Source organism: Paenibacillus cisolokensis (assembly GCF_050481165.1).
GTDB lineage: Bacteria > Bacillota > Bacilli > Paenibacillales > Paenibacillaceae > Paenibacillus_AH > Paenibacillus_AH cisolokensis.
Genome location: NZ_JBCNFP010000131.1, coordinates 1 through 2829, shown reverse-complemented (window position 1 = coordinate 2829; position 2829 = coordinate 1). Strand labels below are relative to the sequence as shown.

Sequence of the window (2829 nt, the reverse complement as noted above, 5' to 3'; positions counted from 1 at the left end):
TTCTATATAAATGTCATTAGATGCGCTAAAACCTAAATATCTCCGCACGGTCGTCTTTGTAAACCCGGACTTCTCTAACGACCATTCTGATCAGATTCTGTTTATCCTCGAAGGTCAGTTGCTCTCGGTTATGCTTGAGATAATACTCGATCGCCTCTTCACGGTTTATTTTTGAATATTCCAGATTTTTTGAACGCTCAATGTTTTTATTAACTTCCTCCAGCCGTTCGGTCAATTTTTTTTCTTTATCCGAGATTTCTTTGAGCTGACCCCTTATTTCTTCATGGCTTGACTCGTCTATATCTTCCATGGCAAACAGTTTGACAAGTCGCTTTCTCGCTGCTTTTAGTTTTTCGATATCATTCGTCAGCCGCTCGGCCTCCATCTCCTCATATGACTTCTGATGCTCCGATGCCGCTGCCGTCTCGCCATACGAATCAGGTGCATTTAGGAAGTCCAAGACATAATTCCAAACCTCTTCATCAAGAGTCTCGCACTTGATTCGATTGCCGCACCCTTTGTTCTTAGCTCCAGACGTATTCTTGACGTCGCTGTATTCATAAACATATTTTCCCCAGTTTTTGGACTTGCGACCGGTCATCGTGTTACCGCAATCGCCGCAGCGTACCAACCCCGAAAGCAGGTACTGATTCAAAGACGCTTTTGAAAATCGTCTTCTTGACTCCGAAAGGAGCTTTTGAGCTTGTTCGAACTGAAATTCCGAGATAATGGCAGGGACCTCAATTCGAATCCACTCTTCTTTCGGCCGCTCACGAATCCTTATTTTCTCGTCATCGCTGAGATACTTGTTCCCTATCATTCCCTCTGTATTCCACTTGTTTTGATAAAATGCACCTGTGTAAGTTTCATTCATCAAGATTTGTCGGACCACCTGCTTGTGCCAAACCGCGGCCCCTCTTTTTGTAGGCACTCCATTCTCAGTCAGATACCTGGCTATTCCGTTGATACCTTTAGCTATCTCGTTCGGTTTTGTGAATAGGTCGAAAATTAGCTTGACGATTTTTTCTTCTTCCGGGTTAATAATGAATGTTTTCTTTTCGTCATCAAAAGAATAGCCGTATATCCGAAAATCTCGGAGTACACGGCCTTGTCTAGCTTTCTCTCTTCTTCCCCGCGACATCCTTTCGGCGATTTTGGCCTTTTCAAACTCCGATATTGCTCCACGCATCTGATAGAAAAGGCGTCCTTCCGGCGTCTTATCGTAATTGCCGTTGACGAATTCGATGGTCGCATTTTTTTCGATCTCGTCTGTGACAATCAACTGTTTCAGGAGGTTCCTACTCCAGCGATCTGGGTCCAAAATAATGACTTTGTGAATGATTCCATCACGTACGTCTCTCCGCAGTTGTTCGAGGCCAGGCCGCTCAAGGAATTCGCCGGAGTATCCGTCATCGACGTACTCTCGAACATCATCCGTCCCTGCTTTTTTTTTGCATTCGCGTATCTGATCCGGCATGCTGTATCCACTCTTTGCCTGCTCTTCGGTTGACACCCTGACATATATCCCTATCAAATTGCTCCCTCCTGTATTTTGATACGAGATAATCGTAACATTGCGCCCTAATCTTGTCATCAAAATCGCCGGAAATAATTTTGATATGCATCTTAGTTGCACCTCCTGCTACCTAGCTTATGATTGAGGGCATGGTCACTTTGCCCGCCCTCAATCCGTTGTTAGCAAAAATAAATTCTGCTCCAGTTCGGCCGTAACTTTCCGCTGCGCCCGCTGCACGTACTCGTCGACACTTGCTTTCGTCATCCCGAGCAGCTGCGCGATATAAGCGTGCGAAAAGCCCTGACCGTGTTTGAGCTCGTAACACTCGCGCTCCCGATCCGACAGCCGACGCAGCGCCTCTTCCAGCCGGAAACGCTCATCGTCGGTGAGCGTCGTAGGACTTACCGCACGCGCCGGGCTCATATATGCCTGCATCTTGAGCGGGTCGACGAGCTTTTCCCGCTGATACGCCGCCCGCCGCTCAATGCCCCGCTTATTTCCGGGCCGGCGGCCAGTATGCAGCCACATAATGGCATAATTTACGTCGGAGATTGCGCTACGGAGGATCGGGGCGTCCGGCCCATCATCCCCGCAGGCTTTTAGTGCTCGCCGAAGCTGCCAGTAGGTTTGGCGATAGGCGAGCTTTAGGTCGCGCATATTTGCCAGATACCCTCGCTCGTCCAGCTCCGGCATTTTCGGTTTTCTACTCTCGCCCACCTTGATCACCTTGATTCCCCCTGGTATGCCCCGGCAAGCCGGGGCGCGAAATTATCTCGTAAGCAAAAGGATTGCGGCCGTCCAGCAGACGGCGCAGAACACCACGCTGCCGATCAAACCCCAGTTCAGGCGCTTCATTCGTCGTCCTCGTCCGGATAGGCGCCGAATGTATCCTCAATCGTCAACTGATCTTCGTCCGGGTTGATCGTGCCGCGAATGCCCTCGCGGTACTCCTCTTGCGCTTCGCGGAACTCTTCGATCGACATTTGCGATTCAGTAATTGTTAGGTCGACGTCAGCCCCGGCCATCTTGTAAAATTCGAACGTTTGGGCCGCCGAGGAATCGCCCTTGACCTCAAAATCGAGCACCGTCTTTTTGCTGTCCTTGGAATTCTTTTTGAATTCAGCGGTCAGGCGGGCGTCCACGCCTTCGATCTCGAGCTCGACGACTTCCCGACACAGCGTGTTCAGCTCGGGGCGCCGCTCATCCTCGCCCTTTACGTAAAATTGAAGCAGCTCCTTTTTCGAATCTTTGGTCTGTTTGTTGAAATGAGCTTTGATTTTTACTTGCATGGTTTATTACTCCTCTCAATAATG

3 protein-coding genes are annotated in these 2829 nt (G+C 49.2%); all 3 read right to left on the bottom strand.

Going from position 1 to position 2829, the window contains the following annotated elements; genetic code table 11:
- Positions 1 to 25: 25 nt before the first annotated feature.
- A complete protein-coding gene (locus ABEV74_RS19520; protein WP_430148683.1) occupies positions 26 to 1534 on the bottom strand; it encodes a recombinase family protein in 1509 nt (502 codons plus the stop codon).
- Between the two features lie 150 nt (positions 1535 to 1684).
- Complete coding sequence (locus tag ABEV74_RS19515; RefSeq protein WP_430148680.1) at positions 1685 to 2242, bottom strand: sigma factor-like helix-turn-helix DNA-binding protein; 558 nt, start codon at positions 2240 to 2242, stop codon at positions 1685 to 1687.
- A gap of 125 nt (positions 2243 to 2367) precedes the next feature.
- On the bottom strand, positions 2368 to 2805 hold the full coding sequence (locus tag ABEV74_RS19510) for a hypothetical protein (RefSeq protein WP_430148677.1): 438 nt from the start codon (positions 2803 to 2805) through the stop codon (positions 2368 to 2370).
- Positions 2806 to 2829 lie beyond the last annotated feature (24 nt).